At 35.8% G+C, this 17,772-nt stretch carries 10 protein-coding genes; all 10 read left to right on the top strand.

The annotated features are described in order from the left end of the window. Positions 1–83 precede the first annotated feature (83 nt). The 10 genes from PEDSA_RS11960 (at position 84) to PEDSA_RS11915 (ending at position 17,710) form a co-directional block, all read left to right on the top strand. Positions 84–1,385 carry a DASH family cryptochrome gene (locus PEDSA_RS11960; protein ID WP_013633416.1) on the top strand — a complete coding sequence of 434 codons (1,302 nt, stop codon included), beginning with the start codon at positions 84–86 and terminating at the stop codon, positions 1,383–1,385. A gap of 117 nt (positions 1,386–1,502) precedes the next feature. Beyond that, positions 1,503–3,512 carry a TonB-dependent receptor gene (locus PEDSA_RS11955; RefSeq protein WP_013633415.1) on the top strand — a complete coding sequence of 670 codons (2,010 nt, stop codon included), beginning with the start codon at positions 1,503–1,505 and terminating at the stop codon, positions 3,510–3,512. A gap of 295 nt (positions 3,513–3,807) precedes the next feature. Beyond that, the gene (locus PEDSA_RS11950) at positions 3,808–6,588 is read left to right on the top strand and encodes a 2-oxoglutarate dehydrogenase E1 component (protein ID WP_013633414.1); all 2,781 of its coding nucleotides are present in this window, start codon (positions 3,808–3,810) and stop codon (positions 6,586–6,588) included. Between the two features lie 29 nt (positions 6,589–6,617). Further along, positions 6,618–8,135 carry a 2-oxoglutarate dehydrogenase complex dihydrolipoyllysine-residue succinyltransferase gene (gene odhB / locus PEDSA_RS11945; RefSeq protein WP_013633413.1) on the top strand — a complete coding sequence of 506 codons (1,518 nt, stop codon included), beginning with the start codon at positions 6,618–6,620 and terminating at the stop codon, positions 8,133–8,135. Positions 8,136–8,231: 96 nt separating this feature from the next. Next, a complete protein-coding gene (locus PEDSA_RS11940; RefSeq protein WP_013633412.1) occupies positions 8,232–9,236 on the top strand; it encodes a hypothetical protein in 1,005 nt (334 codons plus the stop codon). Between the two features lie 104 nt (positions 9,237–9,340). Beyond that, positions 9,341–10,507: a hypothetical protein gene (locus PEDSA_RS11935; RefSeq protein WP_013633411.1), complete on the top strand. Its 1,167-nt coding sequence runs from the start codon at positions 9,341–9,343 to the stop codon at positions 10,505–10,507. A gap of 386 nt (positions 10,508–10,893) precedes the next feature. Next, on the top strand, positions 10,894–11,610 hold the full coding sequence (locus PEDSA_RS11930; protein WP_013633409.1) for a pyridoxine 5'-phosphate synthase: 717 nt from the start codon (positions 10,894–10,896) through the stop codon (positions 11,608–11,610). A gap of 200 nt (positions 11,611–11,810) precedes the next feature. Further along, positions 11,811–14,687, top strand: a complete 2,877-nt coding sequence (gcvP, locus tag PEDSA_RS11925; RefSeq protein ID WP_013633407.1) for an aminomethyl-transferring glycine dehydrogenase — start codon at positions 11,811–11,813, stop codon at positions 14,685–14,687. A gap of 136 nt (positions 14,688–14,823) precedes the next feature. Further along, positions 14,824–17,037, top strand: a complete 2,214-nt coding sequence (locus tag PEDSA_RS11920; protein WP_041537060.1) for an ABC transporter substrate-binding protein — start codon at positions 14,824–14,826, stop codon at positions 17,035–17,037. Positions 17,038–17,128: 91 nt separating this feature from the next. After that, positions 17,129–17,710, top strand: coding sequence for a YceI family protein (locus tag PEDSA_RS11915; protein ID WP_013633405.1), 582 nt, complete (start codon positions 17,129–17,131; stop codon positions 17,708–17,710). Positions 17,711–17,772 lie beyond the last annotated feature (62 nt).

The following is a 17,772-nucleotide window of genomic DNA, read 5'->3' as shown; positions in this document are numbered from 1 at the left end:
TAAAAATTGTTTTTATTTTGTCTAAATAGTAAAAATTATAGCCAAATTGCAAATCATAGTAGAATCCCCATTTCATTAGTAGTATGGCGAGTAGAACAATATTAGTTTGGTTTAGGAATGATTTGCGCATTCACGATAATGAAATATTGATAGAGGCGACGCTTAAAAGCACCGAAATAGTTCCGGTTTATATTTTCGACCCAAGATATTATACAGATACTTCTTACGGAACAAAAAAAACAGGTAAACTAAGAGCGCAGTTCATCATAGACAGTGTCACTGATTTGAAAAAGTCATTAAAAGCTCTAGGTGGCGATTTGTTAGTGGTGAAAGGAAAACCAGAAGAAGTTTTGCCTCAACTGATTAAAGAATATCATGTGGATGAAGTTTATCATCACAGAGAAGTGGCTTCCGAAGAGACAGATATCTCATCGGCGGTAGAAGATGCACTTTGGAAATCTCAGGTTAATCTAAAGCATTTTATAGGCCATACATTATATCATAAAGAAGATCTGCCATTTCCCATAAAAGATATCCCCGATTTATTTGCAAAGTTTAGAAAGAAGGTTGAACGGGAAGGAGAAATAAGAGATCCGTTCGAAACACCTGGTCAAATCTCGGTACCCGATAGTTTAGCCAGTTCAGAAGTCCCTGCTCTGGAAGATCTTGGCTTTGAACGATCTGAACAATTAGATGCGTCAATAAAAGGGGGCGAATCTTCCGGATTGAACCGACTAAATGAATATTTATGGGAAAAAGATCTGTTAAAAGAATATAAAGCCAAAAGAAACCTGTTGACAGGATTTAACAACAATTCACAACTTTCACCATGGTTATCTTTGGGATGTATTTCCCCTAGAAAAGTATATTGGGAATTAAAGCGATATGAACATGAAAAAGGAGGTACAGATAATATCAATTTATTATTTAATGAATTGTTATTTAGAGACTTTTTCCGTTTTATGTTCAAAAAGCATAGCACTGCCTATTTTGTAGATATAGCCCAGCCAATGTCATTAAACGCGGAGCAACAGGTTTTATTCGAGAAATGGAAAAATGGCGAAACAGGGATTGATCTGGTTGATGCAAATATGCTGGAATTAAAGCATAGGGGAACCATGGCTTACAAAGGCCGCCAAACAGTTGCAGCATATCTTATTAGCGAATTGGAATTGCCGTGGTTTTATGGAGCTGCCTATTTCGAAGAAATGCTGATAGATTATGCGACTGCAAGTAATTGGGGAAATTGGGCACTTTTTGCAGGCATAGGAACACCACAGAAAGAAGTAAATCCGGCATTCAACTTAGACAAACAGATAAAAGATTCAGATCCAAAAGGCGATTATATCAAAGTTTGGTTATCGGAACTTACGGAATTTTATTAGTGTTAAAGTAAACTAAAGTATATCTGTAGATAGTACGCTTTAGTAGAGAAAACAAATGTTTATTTTACTTTTATTTTTAGTAATATAATCATACAATATATATTTACGATAAAAATTATGGTAAAATATATATTTTTCTTCACGTTTTTGGTTTTTTCTTCATACGGAGTATATGCTCAAGATTCTATACGAATAGATTTAGGGCGATTGTCGCTTAATAAGAATTTCACTATTGTAAGAACTGTTAAAGCAAGCGACTTAGAGAAAATACCTTCTCACAATTTGACTTCCGTTTTAAATAATTATTTTTTTGGTTACCTGTTAAACGAAAATGAACCCCCTGTTTATATTATAGATGGTTCTATAAGACAAAATATTAGCGGTTTCAGCATTTTTGATATAGAAGAAGTAAGCCTTATTCAGAACGCATCTGCTTTGGCCTTAAATGGAAATACTGATAAAAGACCGGTTATGTTAATAACCACTAAAAGAACTCATCCAAACGGAGACGGGTGGGAAGTACGTGGCGAGGTGCAAATGGCTATACAGCGATATAAAAAAGAAAAGTATAACTATTTTACAAGTATTTATAACCCGGTAACTAATCAATATCGAAATCGTTTTGAAAATGATGAAAATGATATTGCGTTTTATCAGCAATATTATTTATCAGCATCAAAGCAAACCTCAAGGGGAGGTTTAAGTATTGCAGCAAATTATCAGAAAGATAAAAATCCTGATGCAAAGACGACAAGGGCTGCGTTCTTCATAACACCAGCAGATAGATTAAGGTTTAATGTTTCTTGGGATGAGAAGCTAGATAGGAATTTTGGTATAAGATTATATACTGGATATAGTCCTGATAAAGTTGTATATGATGAAATTTCAAATATAGGTTATACCTTAAGGAGTAGTAAAAAAACGAGACTTTTTCAAACTGGTGCAGACCTGAATTATACTTCTTCTATAGGTTTAACAAATACATTACAGTTAGGGAAAAATTGGCTAAGTACCAATGCTGAAAGTGTATCAGAAACAGCAAACTTTGGAGCAGGAATCAATCATTTTTTTGAAAACCATTTTTCTGTATTTTATTTGAGAGATCAGTTATCCTATTCTAGGAAAATTGGTGATTTAGAATTGCGACCAGCTATAGATTTTGAATATGGCAGAATAAATAATAAACAACAACTGGAACAAAAATCAGCTTCAGGACTTTTAGCATTAGAAACTTCAGAATTTAAAATAAACAATTATTTTTTAACTCCACAACTAGAAATTAATTATACCAGACTAGTTAGTCTACATTCTGGACTGGTACTGGATTTCAATAATTATCATGGAGCAGATGTAAAGAAAGCATTCCCTTTTGTAGGAATAGATTTTAATTTTTTAAAACCTACAGATAAAGTAAAGCTACAGATTAATACATCGTATGGAAAAATAAGAAAATTAAGCGAGGCAGATGCGAGATATAATGCGCCAGTGCAGTTTTATTCTGTAAATAATGGTGTACAGCAGCCCATTTTTATAAATCCTGACTTAAATATAAAACCGTTGGAGAGCTATCAGGTAGGAGCATTGTTGGGTTATGAAAATTGGGGTCTTAATTTCAATTGGAATAAATCCAGAAAGACTGTTTTGTCTGACATGTTTTCTCATGGAGAGAATACGATTATAAATTATGGAACAGCAATAGCAAATTTATATACTTTTTCATTATCTACAGGTCAGTTGAAAATAAATGATTTCCTATGGCGTTCAAATATTGTATTTAACTTGTTGAAACAAGAAGCTGATGTTTTAGTTCTTGGAAATCAAGTAGTCGAAAGTGGAACTACTAAAGCTGGTGGCTGGAACAATAGAATGCAGTATAATAACATATCGTTTGGACTTGATTTTAGTTACTTGCTAAATGCGGATATAAAGGATTATTTATCAGCACAAATTCCAATTCTATCTGTAAAAAAAGAAAACCAGATACAATTACAGCATGCTTTTTTAGGATATAACTTTACCACGAAATTCCAGGGCTATTTTTTAGCTAAAAATTTATGGGATATTAGTGGGGAGTATTTTCAACCCCATAAAATGTACTATGGTATGGGGGTTAGTGTAAAGTACTGAACGTTGTAATGGGAAGTTGTACGGTCTGATGATAAGCCTTTTTATGAAGAATTAATCTAATTTCATGGGTAACGGTTTTGTTACTAGAAATAACAGCTTGCGTCAGGTGCAGCAAATAACGGCTCTACATTTTCAAACCAAATTAAGTGTTATTTTGTCAACAAAAGGTACAAAAACCTAATACTTTGTAAAATTACACTAAAAGCACCTGAAAATATACTATTTTAACATATTAAATTGGTGGTTTCCAAACGTAATTAATACTTTTGCCAAACCCAAATAGATAAAAATAGGCATGGATAATTTGTCATATTTAAGTAACGCAGATTCCGCATATATAGACTCGCTCTATCAATCGTATAAAGAAAATCCGCAATCAGTAGATTTTGGATGGCAAAAGTTTTTTGAAGGCTTTGATTTTGGTTTGCAATCAGATGCTGATGGTTCAGTACCTCAGCCAGTTATTTCAGGAGCAACACCAGACCACGTTTTAAAAGAAATTAACGTTTTAAATATGATCGATGGTTTTAGAACCAGAGGTCACTTGTTTACAAAAACCAATCCGGTTAGAGAAAGAAGAAAATATTATCCGGGTAAAGAATTAGAAACATTCGGTTTAAGCGATGCAGACTTAGATACAGTATTCAATGCTGGTGTCGAAATCGGTTTAGGACCTGCCAAACTTCGTGATATTTATCAGTTACTAAACGAGACTTATTGCGAATCTATCGGCGTAGAATATAAATATATGCGTAATCCACTTAAATTTAAGTGGTTTGAAGAACGTATAGAACTTTCTCGAAATAAACCTCAGTTTGATATCGAGAAGAAAAAGAGAATTCTTCAGAAATTAAATCAGGCTGTTGTTTTCGAGAGCTTTTTAGGTACTAAGTTTTTAGGGCAAAAAAGATTCTCTTTGGAGGGAGCTGAAGCATTGATTCCTGCTTTGGATTCGGTTATCGAAAAAGGAGCCGAGTTAGGTATAGAAGAGTTTACTATAGGTATGGCACACCGTGGTCGTTTGAACGTTTTAACAAACATTATGGGGAAAACCTATAAAGATGTATTCTCGGAATTTGAAGGAAAATATAATAAAGATCTGCCTTTCGGTGGAGACGTTAAATATCATTTAGGTTTTTCTACAGATGTAGAAACTTCATCTAATAAAAAAGTACACTTAAGCCTTTGTCCAAACCCTTCGCATTTAGAGACCGTAGCAGCGGTAGTTGAAGGTATTACCAGATCGAAAATCGATATGAAATACGGTAGAGATTACAATAGAATCGCGCCTATCGTTATTCATGGTGATGCTTCTGTAGCTGGTCAGGGATTGGTTTACGAAGTGTTACAGATGTCTAAATTGGATGCCTATAAAACAGGCGGAACAATCCATTTGGTAATCAATAATCAAATAGGATTTACTACAAACTACAAAGATGCAAGGTCTTCAACCTATTGTACAGATATTGCAAAAGTAACGTTGTCTCCGGTATTCCATGTTAATGGAGATGATGTTGAAGCACTGGTTTACGCAATTAATATGGCTGTAGAGTATCGTCAGCGTTTCCATAACGATGTATTTATTGATATTCTTTGCTATAGAAGATATGGTCATAACGAATCTGATGAGCCACGTTTCACACAGCCTTTGTTATATAAGAAAATTGAAAAACATCCAAATCCAAGAGAGATTTATGTAGATAAATTGAAAGCACAGGGGGCAGTAGACGCTAATCTGGCAAAACAAATGGATAAGGAGTTTAGAGAATTACTGCAAGAGCGTTTAAACGAGTCTAAAGAAGATCCGGGAGCTCCTGAAAATCCAACTTATTCTGGTGCCTGGAGCGATTTGAGAATATCTACAGCTAAAGATTTAGTTAATTCTCCGGATACCAGCGTTGACGAAAAGACGTTCGTACAGATTGCGAATAAAATTACAACCCTGCCTTCTGATAAGAAATTCCTTTCTAAAGTAGACCGCTTATTCTCCGACAGAAAGAAAATGATTGAGAATAAATCATTCGACTGGGCAATGGGCGAGTTGATGGCTTATGGAACTTTGGTTAACGAAGGTAGAAGAGTTAGAATTTCTGGTCAGGATGTTGAAAGAGGAACGTTTTCTCATAGACACGCGGTAATTCGTGTAGAAGAATCAGAAGAGCAATATACACCATTGCATCATGTTAGAGAAGGTCAGGGACCATTTGAAATATACAATTCTCATTTATCAGAATACGGTGTCTTAGGTTTTGAATACGGATATGCTATGGCTAATCCTTATTCTCTGACTATCTGGGAAGCACAATTTGGAGATTTTGCTAACGGGGCACAAATTGTTATCGACCAGTATATTTCTTCTGCCGAAACAAAATGGCAAAGAGGAAATGGTCTGGTAATGTTGTTGCCACATGGTTATGAAGGGCAAGGCCCGGAACACTCATCCGCTAGGATCGAGCGCTTTTTGGAACTTTGTGCAGAGGATAATATGCAAATAGTTTACTGCTCAACTCCGGCACAGTTGTTTCATGCATTACGCAGACAGTTGAAGAGAGATTTCCGTAAACCATTAGTCAACTTCTCGCCTAAATCATTATTAAGAAATCCAAAATGTGTATCATCTCTGGATGATTTTACAAAAGGAAAATTCAGGGAAGTTATTGATGATGTGAATGTAACCGCTAAAGATGTAAAACGAGTTGCAATCTGTTCAGGAAAAATCTATTATGATCTATTGGAAGAACAGGAAAAAAACAACAGGAAAGATGTTGCTTTGGTTAGGTTGGAGCAAATTTACCCTACTCCGTTCGAGCAATTGAACGCAATTCGTGAAAAATATAAAAATGCCGAGTTCTACTGGGTACAAGAGGAACCAGAAAACAATGGACCTTGGCCATTTATTTGTCGTGTTTTCAGAAAATCAAATTTTGATTTTGAAGTAATTTCCAGAAGAGCGAGCAGTAGCCCGGCAACTGGATTTGCGAAACAACACGTGGCAGAGCAAAACGAAATCATTTCTAAAGTGTTTAACTTAGAAGGGGATAAAATAACAGATAGCAAAAAAGCTAAAACAAAATAGTATAATCACATTACATAAAGGCGTTATATATGAGCTTAGAAATAAAAGTACCTGCAGTTGGCGAGTCTATCACCGAAGTAATTTTATCTAAATGGATAAAAAACGATGGTGATCATGTAGAAATGGATGAGGTAATTGCAGAGCTTGAATCGGATAAAGCTACATTTGAACTTACTGCTGAAAGCGAAGGGACATTAACAACTGTTGCTAAAGAAGGCGATACATTAGAAATTGGTGCTGTAGTAGCAAAAATAGATTCGTCTGGAGAAGCAAAAGCTTCTGCAGAAACTCCTAAAGCAGCTGAATCTGAAGAACCAACAACAAATGAACCTGTTGGAGAAGCAAAAACAGTAGATATTAAAGTACCTGCAGTAGGAGAGTCTATCACTGAAGTTACGCTTACCAAATGGTTAAAAGCTGACGGTGAAGCTGTAGAAATGGACGAGGTAATAGCAGAGCTAGAATCAGATAAAGCTACATTTGAACTTCCCGCAGAGGCAGCAGGAATTTTATCTACTGTTGCAAAAGAAGGTGATACTTTAGAGATTGGAGCTATTGTAGCAACGATATCTTCAAGCGGAGCAGCTGCTCCTAAAGCTACTCCTCCTGCGCAAGAGGTGCCGAAAGCAGCTGAAAGTTCCTCAAAATCTAATTATGCAGACAAAACTCCATCACCTGCAGCTGCTAAAATATTGGCAGAAAAAGGAATCAATCCACAAGCTGTCTCCGGAACAGGAGTTGGCGGAAGAATAACAAAAGACGATGCAAATAAAGCTACAGCTCCGGCGGCGGCTCCGCAAAAGTCTGCTCCAGCTGCGTCTCCTGTTAGCGTTTCAGCTACTGGCGATAGATCCGAGCGTCGCGAAAAAATGACTTCTTTAAGAAAAACCATTGCGAAACGTTTGGTGAGTGTGAAGAATGAGACAGCTATGTTAACTACATTTAATGAAGTAAACATGGCGCCGGTAATGGAATTGAGAAAGAAATATAAAGATCAGTTTAAAGAAAAACATGGCGTAGGTTTAGGCTTTATGTCTTTCTTTACAAAAGCTGTAACAGAAGCTTTAAAAGATTTTCCGGCTGTTGGTGCCAGAATAGATGGTGATGAAATTGTGTACAGTAATTTCGCTGATATTTCTATTGCTGTTTCTGCTCCAAAAGGTTTAGTAGTTCCAATAATCAGAAATGCAGATAAACTTTCTTTAGCCGGAATTGAAAAAGAAGTCATCAATTTAGCTGTAAAAGCAAGAGAAAATAAATTGAGTATCGAGGAAATGACCGGGGGTAATTTTACAATTACAAACGGTGGAGTTTTTGGATCAATGATGTCTACTCCGATTATTAACGCTCCTCAATCTGCAATATTAGGAATGCACAACATTGTCGAAAGACCGGTTGCAGAGAATGGACAAGTGGTTATCAGACCGATGATGTATATCGCTTTATCTTACGATCATAGAATTATTGACGGTAGGGAATCTGTTGGATTTCTGGTAAGAGTTAAGCAATTATTGGAAGATCCTGCCAGATTATTATTAGGGGTATAATATTAAACTCCGAAAAATGATAAAAAACCTCTGAATTTATAAAAGTTCAGAGGTTTTCTTTTTACATTAGGTCCTCAATAAAATTGAAGATAACTGATGAAGTTTATATACTCCTTACTGTTAAGTTTATTTTTAATTACAAGCGTATTTGCACAGACTCAACTTGAAGGAGAATTACGATTTCATGGTTTTGTAGATAATAGAGAATATGTAAAGTCAGGCCGGAACTCGCAAACCATTTTGGGATCAAGGCTTGCCGCTGAAACCGGATTATTTATAGATTCTACTCATCGAATACGTTTTGGACTGAATGCATTAAAAGAGTATGGGGATAGTAGTAAATTTGTGGGAAGCATTTTACCAACCATTTATTATGAATATCAGTATAATAAATTAGACTTCTACATAGGTTCATTTCCCCGATATCCTCATCTTAAAGACTATCCAAGGTTGCTATTGAATGATACTTTAGATTACTATAAACCTAATATAGAAGGGATGCTTTTAAAGTATAAGAGTGATAGGTTTGCAGGTTCTTTGTGGATCGATTGGGTAGGAAAACAATCAAAAGTAACCAGAGAAGCTTTTTTAGTAGGATTGGATGCGAGATTGACTTTAGGGAAGTTTTTCATCAATCACTATGGATACATGTATCACAAAGCTTTTTCTGAAAATCCGGCCAACGAATTTCTGGAAGATAATGCCGGTTCTATAACAAATCTGGGTATTGGCCTAAAAAATGTTGGCTTTTTAGATAGCTTAACTCTATCCGCAGGCCCCGTGTTTTCTTTTGAAAGGGTGAGAAGTTTAACCAATATCCTGGTGCCAAAAGGTTTTGTAGCAAACCTGGAAGCATGTTATAAGCGTTTCTTTGTAGAAAATAGATTTTACTCGGGGCAAGGACATCATTTGCTCCTAGGAGATTCGTTCTACACTTCTAAACTTTATAACAGATTAGATATTGGCTGGGTTCCGCTTCTGACAAACAACTTGGAGGGAAGGTTAAAATTGTCTTTCCATTTTGTAGACAATGCGATGGATAACCAACAATCGTTTATTCTGCGTTATAGAATTTCGGGGTCTAAAAAAGTAGGAAAATAAATAAAGAAAAACAAAAGGGGCCTTAAGCACTTATTAATTATATTTTAAGAATCAATAACAAATAGGGTTTAAGAATCGTTATTTGTTGTTTTTAATAATAGTCAATGTATTTACAGCAAGTTTTAGATAAAAATACAGCTAAAGAGTTTTTGTTATTTCCGTTGTCAATTTATAAAAATGACCCTAATTATATCAGGCCTTTAGATAAAGATATTGAGTTTGTTTTCGATCAGGAAAAAAACAAATACTTCAGACACGGAGAATGTGTAAGATGGATATTAAAAGATGATCAGGGCGAAGTTATAGGCAGGATAGCAGCATTTATAAATCGAAAGACTTTAAAAAGCTTTGAGCAACCAACTGGTGGAGTTGGTTTTTTCGAGTGCATAGAAAATAAAGAGGCCGCTTTTAAGTTGTTGGATACCGCAAAAGAGTGGTTGTCAAAGAAGGGAATGGAGGCCATGGACGGTCCTATTAATTTTGGGGACAGGGATAAGTGGTGGGGATTATTAGTAGATGGTTTTTATCCGCCTTGTTATTGCTGTAATTATAACCCGAAATACTATCAGACTTTTTTTGAGGAATACGGTTTTGAAGTGTTCTTTAAGCAATATACATATTACCGGCACTTGAGCTGGGCTTTGTCGGATACCTATATGGAAAAGGCACAGCGTATATTGCAAAACCCGGATTACACTTTTGAACATATGCGTATAAAGAACCTGCCGAAATATATCGAAGATTTCAGGACGGTGTACAATAAAGCCTGGGTTAAGCATATGGGGGTTAAAGAAATGACCCCTGCACAAGCTAAAGTAATCATGAATCAACTGAAGCCGGTTTTAGATGAGAAAATTGTTTGGTATGCTTACTATAAAGGAGAGTGCGTAGGATTCTACGTAAACATTCCGGAATTGAATCAACTTTTTAAATATGTTAATGGAAAGTTGGATTTGATTGGTAAGCTGAAGTTCTTGTACCATAAATGGAAGAGGAGTAATAAAACCATGTACGGAATTGTATTTGGTATTGCCCCTGAACATCAGAAGAAGGGCGTTGAAGCAGCAATGATTGTTGCGGCAGCAGAAGTATTACTGGACAGAAAACAGGTTGCATATGAAGATTTTCAGATGAATTGGATTGGCGATTTTAATCCGAAGATGATGAATGTAGCCGAACAAATAGGAGGTAAGATTTATAAAACCCATCATACCTACAGGTATTTATTTGACAGAACCAAGGAATTTAAAAGACATGCTATTATTGGTTAGAAAGCAATATATAGCATTTTTATTCTTCTTTATGAAACTCCATCTTATAAAAGAAAGAACAATTTATCAACGAAGGGGAATTGTTTTCCTAAATTTTTTCCTTTTGTTGGATAGTGTTTTCTAAACAAGTCTGATATGGTAATTCAGCTAATTAGCTTACCTTCTCTTATTTATAATGATTCTTAAAGGAAGCTAATTTTGCTTAAATTAGCATTTCTAAAAAGGGAGTGATGTCAGAAAATCTGAATGGAGGAGGAAAATCAAAGCTTGTTACCTGGCTGAAAAGGATCGGTTTAATAGGATTTTTGTTTTTTCTTATCAAAGGGTTAATCTGGCTGGCTATCCTTTATTTTATAGGAACTAATATTTAATGTAAATCGTTTACCATGACAAAACTATCGGTTAATATCAATAAAATCGCAACGCTTAGAAATTCAAGAGGGGGAAATAATCCCGATGTTTTAAAAGTTGCTTTGGATTGTGAACGATTTGGGGCGGAGGGTATTACGGTCCACCCTCGGCCAGATGAGCGACATATCAGGTATAGCGATGTTTATGATATTAAAAAAAATATCAGGACAGAGTTCAATATAGAAGGGAATTGTCAGGAAGAAAAATTTGTTAAATTGGTTTTAGATAATAAACCCGATCAGGTAACATTGGTTCCGGATGCGCTAGGACAAATTACCTCTAATCATGGTTGGGATACAGTAAAAAATCAATCTTACCTTCAGGATATTATCGGTGTGTTTAAAGAACAGGGTATTCGGGTTTCAATATTTGTGGACCCAGTTTTGGAAATGGTTGAAGCCGCTAAAACAACGGGTACAGATAGAATTGAACTGTATACCGAAGCTTATGCCGTGGGATTTAAAACAGACAGGGAAGAAGCAATTTCGCCGTATGTGGAATCGGCAAGGTTGGCAAATAAGTTAGGACTGGGAATAAATGCCGGACACGATTTGGATTTGGATAATCTGAAATACTTCTCGCAAAACATAGAAGGTTTATTGGAAGTGAGCATTGGTCATGCTTTAATCTGCGATGCTTTATATCTTGGGCTGGAGAATACAATTCAACAGTATTTAAAGCAATTACATTAATAACTTTTTATTCTGATTTTTTAAAAGAAACTTGATGGATGGATAAGCTTGAAGAAGCTTTTTCGAATTATAATTTTGAATGCGTTCCGGTTCTTGAAATCGAAACGCATTTTTCTTTTTTATGTGTTGTTATTTTTACTTTTGCCTGCTATTAAAAGCTCTATATTTTAGCTATTTTTGCGGCAAAATTCAAATATTCAATGAAACTCAACGCAGGCTATCAAGAGCTGTTTTCTACAAGACACATAGCTACTAACGAATCTGATACCCAAGAAATACTTTCTGTAATTGGTGTAAATTCAGTTGACGAATTAATTAACCAGACAGTGCCTGAAAATATCAGGTTAAAGAAAAGACTTAATTTGCCAAAGGCAAAAGGTGAGTTTGAATATTTGAACGCATTAAAACAAACATCATCAAAAAATAAAGTTTTTAAGTCATATATAGGACAGGGCTATTATAATGTCATTGTTCCGGGAGTAATCCAGAGAAATGTTCTGGAAAATCCAGGATGGTATACGCAATATACACCCTATCAGGCAGAGATAGCTCAGGGCCGTTTACAAGCGCTGTTAAATTTTCAAACTATGGTTTCGGATTTAACGGGGATGGAAATAGCCAATGCTTCTTTGTTGGATGAAGCTACTGCAGCGGCTGAAGCTATGTTTATGCAATATAGCTTGAGAAAAAATTCTGCTGCCGATACGTTTTTCGTTTCGCAGGAATTATTTCCTCAAACTATTGATGTTTTAAAAACCAGATCGCAACCTTACGGTATCAAATTGCTTATTGGTGACCATGAAACTGTTGAATTGGGAGATAATGTTTTTGGGGCGATAGTTCAATATCCTGCCGGAGAAGGACAGGTTTATGATTATCGTGAATTTGCACAGAAGGCTCATGATCAAAACATCAAATTAACCGTTGTAGCTGATTTGATGAGTTTAACTTTGTTGACTCCACCAGCTGAATGGGGAGCAGATATTGTTGTAGGCACAACACAAAGATTTGGTATTCCAATGGGATTTGGTGGACCACATGCCGCCTATTTCGCCACAAAGGAAGCTTATAAAAGATCTATGCCGGGAAGAATTATAGGTGTTACTATAGATTCTGCCGGGAATTACGCCCTAAGAATGGCTCTTCAAACCAGAGAGCAACATATCAGAAGAGATAAAGCCACTTCGAATATCTGTACAGCGCAAGCTTTATTGGCTATTATGGCTGGAATGTATGCACAATACCATGGTCCACAAGGTTTAACCAAAATAGCGAACAGAATTCATGCATTAGCAGTTTTAACTTCTAATGCGTTAACAGAGTTGGGTTATCAGCAGGAAAATACTTCTTATTTTGATACACTGAAATTTAATGTAGGACCTTTAGCAGGCCCATTACATGGAGAGGCGTTAAACAACGAGGTTAATTTAAATTATAAGCATGAAATCATTACCATTTCTATAGATGAAACTACTTCGGTAGAAGATGTTAAAACTATTGTCAGATTTTTTGCAAAGGTAAAAGCGAAGACTTTAAACGATATTGATTTTGATGCTTTACTAGAAGACATTGAAACAACTATCGCCCAAGATCAACAAAGAACATCTGCTTTTTTAACACATCCCGTTTTCAATAGATATCATTCGGAACATGAAATGTTGCGTTATATCAAATCGTTGGAAGCCAAAGATCTTTCGCTATGCCATTCTATGATTGCTTTAGGTTCTTGTACAATGAAACTAAACGCAACTACAGAAATGGTAGCGATTACATGGCCAGAGTTTAGTAACCTGCATCCATTCGCTCCAATCGATCAGACTGGCGGATATATGGAGATTATAGATGAATTAAATAACTGGTTGAGTGAAATAACTGGTTTTGCAAAAATGAGCCTGCAGCCAAATGCCGGGGCACAAGGAGAATATGCAGGGCTAATGGTAATACGCGCTTATCATTTGGACAGAGGCGAAGGGCATAGAAATGTTGCTTTAATCCCTTCGTCCGCTCATGGTACAAATCCAGCGTCTGCGGCAATGGCGGGGATGAAAATTGTAGTGGTAAAATGTGACGAGAGAGGAAACATTGACGTTGAGGATTTGAGAGCTAAAGCTCAGGAACATAAAGAGGATTTAAGTTGCTTAATGGTAACTTACCCTTCTACACACGGTGTTTTCGAAGAATCTATTATAGAAGTTTGTCAAATTATCCACGATAATGGCGGACAGGTTTATATGGATGGAGCAAATATGAATGCACAGGTTGGGCTAACTTCTCCAGCATCTATTGGAGCGGACGTTTGTCACCTAAATCTGCACAAAACATTTTGTATTCCGCATGGAGGAGGTGGGCCGGGAATGGGACCTATCGGAGTAGCGAAGCATTTAGTTCCTTATTTACCAGGACATGCCGTGGTTGATATCGCTGAGCAAAAATCTATTCATGCAGTTTCGGCAGCACCATTTGGTTCTGCTTCAATCCTATTAATTTCTCATGCATATATTGCTATGATGGGTGAAGAAGGGTTAACTAATGCAACCAGACATGCAATATTAAATGCAAACTATATTAAGGCTCGGTTAGAACAATATTATCCGGTTCTTTATTCTGGGGTCAATGGTCGTTGCGCTCATGAGATGATTTTAGACTGCAGGGAATTCAAGTCATTTGGTATAGAAGTGGCAGATATAGCTAAACGTTTAATGGATTACGGTTTCCATGCACCAACTGTATCTTTCCCTGTCGCAGGTACTGTAATGGTAGAACCGACCGAGTCTGAACCGAAAGCGGAATTAGATCGTTTTTGCGATGCTATGATTGCCATAAGGGAGGAAATCGCTCAGATTGAAAGCGGTGTTTTGGATAAAATAGATAATCCGCTAAAAAATGCACCTCACACAGCTGCTGTTGTAACAGACGATAATTGGAGTAAAGGATATTCCAGATCTGTGGCTGCATTTCCTTTAGAATATGTCTCAAACAATAAATTCTGGCCGTCTGTAGGTAGAGTTAATGAAACTCATGGAGACAGAACTTTAATTTGCTCCTGTCCTCCTATAGAAGAATATGCTTCTTCCTAAAATTCCATAAGGTCGATAATTAATGTTAACACAAAAGGTTTGCTAGAATCTTTTGTGTTAACTCTTTAAATCCAATTCCCCCCCCACTAGAATTTGTTGAATGGATTATGTACATTGCATTGTACTGAGTGCATGTATGAGAAATCTAATCCAATTTGTTTTTACCTGTTTTATAATTATTTCTACTTGTTTTTATGTTGCCGCCCAACCACAAGAGCGGATAAACTTACAATTAAAATGGTATCATCAATTCCAGTTTGCGGGTTATTATGCGGCTCATATAAAGAAGTTTTATGAAAAGGAGGGGTTAGATGTTCATTTTATTGAAGGGGGAGACCAAAAATCTGTATTGCGTGAAGTAACTCAGGGACATGCAGACTTTGGTATTACTGGTTCTGATATTTTATATAACTATATCGAGGGAAGTCCCGTAGTTGTTACTTCGGTAATATTTCAACATTCTCCGTATACTTTTATGACACTGAAAAAGTCGGGAATCAGAAGTCCTTTAAATTTATACAAGAGAAAGGTAATGGCCTCCGGCGATCAGGGATGGTTTCTTTTACGTTCGTTGTTTTTTCGCGAAGGTATCCCTCCAGATTCTATAAAACTCATGAAACATTCTTGGAATAATCAGGATCTGATCGATGAAAAGGTAGATGCTATATCCGCCTACTCGACTGTGGAACCTTTTCAGTTAAAAAAAAAGGGTTATGAAGTCTATTTAATAAGCCCTCGGGATTACGGATTAGATTTTTATGGAGATTTGATCTTTACTTCTAAAAGGTATGCTGAAAATAACGCGGATGTAGTCGAAGCATTTAACAGAGCAAGTATAAAAGGTTGGGAATATGCACTAGCTCATAAAGAAGAGATGATTACCTACATTCTTGGACTACCGGGAGTAAAGGAAAGAAATATTACCCGCGAGCATCTTGAGTTTGAGGCAAACGAAACCGAGAACCTTATTTATTCGAATCTGGTAGAGATAGGCCATATCAATACCGGAAGATTTCAGAATATGCTGGACATGTACAAAGAGCTAAAGATTGTACCTGCTTCGGCATCTATAGATGGATTAGTTTTTGAGAAAAAGGAGATAAATTGGGAAAAGATTAGTTATACAATAATACTAATAGCTGTTTTTGTTGCTGCATTATTTTCTGTAATTTTTATTTGGAACAGGAGATTAGTGAAGATCGTAAATAAAAAAACAAAGGAATTAAAGGACGAAGTTGAAAATAGAAAGATAGCTGAGGAAATCGCCAGACAGAATGAACTTAAGCTAAAACTCGCTATAAAAGGAGCTAATATTGGCTTGTGGGAATGGGATGTATACACACAAGAATTTACGATAAGTAAGCAATGGTGCTTCTTATTAGGCCTAGACTTTTTTAGTCTGCCTATCCGTAAAAATATTTTTGATTTTATACATCCGCAAGATATTCCGATATTAAAAAAATCGCTAAAAACAAATTTTGCGGGTATCAGAAGACTAAGCATGCATCAGCTTAGACTATTGAATAGTAATGGTGATGAAATACATGTATTGATTTCTTTCCGAGTAATTAAAACAGAAGTAAAAAAGGGCAGAAAGCTATATGGCGTTGTTGTAAATATAGATAATATTAAAAAGCAGGAGTCTTCACTTCTACAATTATCCGAAGAGCTTATGCATAGTAATAAAGAGCTTAAGAAGTTCGCTTATATTACATCACATAATTTAAGGGCTCCGGTGGTTAATATTGTAGCGCTTATGTCAATGTTCGAAAAGAAGGAGTTAACAGAAAATAATGTTCAGATTTTTGAAAAACTGGATGCGTCTGTAACGAAGCTAAATGATACCTTAAATGACCTGATAGAAATTGTTTCAAATTCCAGAAAAGATTTACCCAAATTGGATACGGTAAATTTCAAATGTGTTTTTGAGGACATCTGCCGATCAATAAATCTTGAAATAGAGCGAATAAATCCTTCAATTATTTTGGATTTTAAAACTCAGGATTTTAAATATACAAGAAGCTACCTGGAAAGTATTTTTTTAAACATGCTTACCAATGCTATTAAGTATCGGGATAAAGAAAGGAAATTAACTATACACATATCAACATATGAAGATGACCGTTATGTATATCTCAAAGTGTCGGATAATGGAATTGGAATGGATTTGAAAAAGAACGGTCAGCGACTTTTTGAGCTATATCAACGTTTTGAACCTAGTATACAAGGGAAAGGAATTGGTCTGTTCCTGGTGAAATCTCAGGTCGAGTCTTTGTCTGGTAAATTATTTGTAAACAGTGAATTAGGTGTAGGTACAACGTTTACAATAGCTTTTCTAAAGGAACTTTAACTGTCAATAGATTGTAAATAGAATCTAGAATTGTAAATATATGTTGTAACATCTAATTCTTGTTTTTATGTTTGTGCCACATAATTAAGATATGAACAAAAAAGTATTACTAATAGCTTTAGTTGCTGTATTTACAGTATTTACAGCAAAAGCACAATCTTACAAAGTAGATACGGAAAAATCTTCAATAGAATGGATTGGTCGTAAAGTAACCGGAGCTCATAACGGAGTAGTGAAATTATCTTCTGGTGTTTTAAATTACAATGGTGGATTAAAAGGAGGAAACTTCGCTATTAACACCACTTCTATAAAAGCATTAGATGTACAAGGAGAATGGGCGACAAAATTGGAAGGACATCTTAAAAGTGAAGACTTTTTTGCTGCTGATAAATTCCCTACAGCAAAATTTGTAATTACTAAATTGGGTAAAGTAGTAAACGGTACACAAACTGTTGTTGGAAAATTAACGATTAAAGACATTACTAATGAGATTTCTTTCCCAGCAACTGTAACATTAAACAATGGTGTTCTTACTGCTGTTGCAAAAAATGTTAAAGTTGACAGAACGAAATATGATATAAAATACGGTTCTAATAGCTTTTTTGACAGCTTAGGCGATAAAGCAATCGACAACGATTTTGAGCTAAATATTAATATTGTAGCAAAAAAATAGTTAAGTCCCTAGAAAATAAATAAAAGGCTCACTATTGGTGGGCCTTTTGCGTTTTATCAGAT

Origin of the sequence: Pseudopedobacter saltans DSM 12145 (assembly GCF_000190735.1) — a bacterium.
GTDB classification, from domain to species: Bacteria; Bacteroidota; Bacteroidia; order Sphingobacteriales; family Sphingobacteriaceae; genus Pseudopedobacter; species Pseudopedobacter saltans.
This window is presented reverse-complemented; position numbering and strand designations above follow the sequence as displayed.

Bases quoted from the DNA above. Each gene is read 5' to 3' on its own strand.
- PEDSA_RS11920 (WP_041537060.1), top strand. From the start codon at position 14,824: ATGAGAAATCTAATCCAATTTGTTTTTACCTGTTTTATAATTATTTCT.
- PEDSA_RS11955 (WP_013633415.1), top strand. From the start codon at position 1,503: ATGGTAAAATATATATTTTTCTTCACGTTTTTGGTTTTTTCTTCATAC.
- odhB (WP_013633413.1), top strand. From the start codon at position 6,618: ATGAGCTTAGAAATAAAAGTACCTGCAGTTGGCGAGTCTATCACCGAA.
- gcvP (WP_013633407.1), top strand. From the start codon at position 11,811: ATGAAACTCAACGCAGGCTATCAAGAGCTGTTTTCTACAAGACACATA.
- PEDSA_RS11915 (WP_013633405.1), top strand. From the start codon at position 17,129: ATGAACAAAAAAGTATTACTAATAGCTTTAGTTGCTGTATTTACAGTA.
- PEDSA_RS11935 (WP_013633411.1), top strand. From the start codon at position 9,341: ATGTATTTACAGCAAGTTTTAGATAAAAATACAGCTAAAGAGTTTTTG.
- PEDSA_RS11940 (WP_013633412.1), top strand. From the start codon at position 8,232: ATGAAGTTTATATACTCCTTACTGTTAAGTTTATTTTTAATTACAAGC.
- PEDSA_RS11960 (WP_013633416.1), top strand. From the start codon at position 84: ATGGCGAGTAGAACAATATTAGTTTGGTTTAGGAATGATTTGCGCATT.
- PEDSA_RS11950 (WP_013633414.1), top strand. From the start codon at position 3,808: ATGGATAATTTGTCATATTTAAGTAACGCAGATTCCGCATATATAGAC.
- PEDSA_RS11930 (WP_013633409.1), top strand. From the start codon at position 10,894: ATGACAAAACTATCGGTTAATATCAATAAAATCGCAACGCTTAGAAAT.